This is a genomic window from Microtetraspora sp. AC03309, assembly GCF_020826795.1.
Taxonomy (GTDB): domain Bacteria; phylum Actinomycetota; class Actinomycetes; order Streptosporangiales; family Streptosporangiaceae; genus Microtetraspora; species Microtetraspora glauca.
The window spans coordinates 1-452 of the sequence record NZ_JADDIL010000514.1; the positions used below are offsets into that span (position 1 = coordinate 1).

1 protein-coding gene is annotated in these 452 nt (G+C 66.2%); it reads left to right on the forward strand.

What is annotated here, in order from left to right:
- A partial coding sequence (locus IMZ11_RS44130; protein ID WP_228649718.1) for a hypothetical protein occupies positions 1–429 on the forward strand: 429 nt, incomplete at its 5' end.
- Between the last annotated feature and the right edge of the window lie 23 nt (positions 430–452).

Below are 452 nucleotides of genomic sequence, written 5' to 3' on the forward strand. Positions count from 1 at the left end.
GCACCGGCCGAGACCAAGGCCGAGGAGCCCAGCAGCACGCCGGCCCCGGCCGCTCCCGCCACTTCGCAGACGCCTACACCGCCGAGCGGGGTCACGGCGCGCGTGGGGTCGGGCCCGGCCGGTGATGCGGTGGTCACCGAGTTCGACATTCACGACGGATTCACCAAGAGCATGATCGCCCGCAATGCCCAGCGCGAGACCGTCGAGATCCTCAAGTGGGCCGACGAGGCTTACCCGCAGGCCGCCGAGGTGACCGTGCAGGGCCGGTTCCCGATGAAAGACGCCTACGGCAACACCTCGAACATGACGATCCTCGACGTCACCTATTCACGGGCGACGCTGGACAAGATCAATTTCGACGGCATCGACAGCGACAAGATCTGGGATATCCGCGACTACGGCACGGTGCATTCGGAGTTGCAGCAGTAACACCCCCCGACCACTCAGGGCCC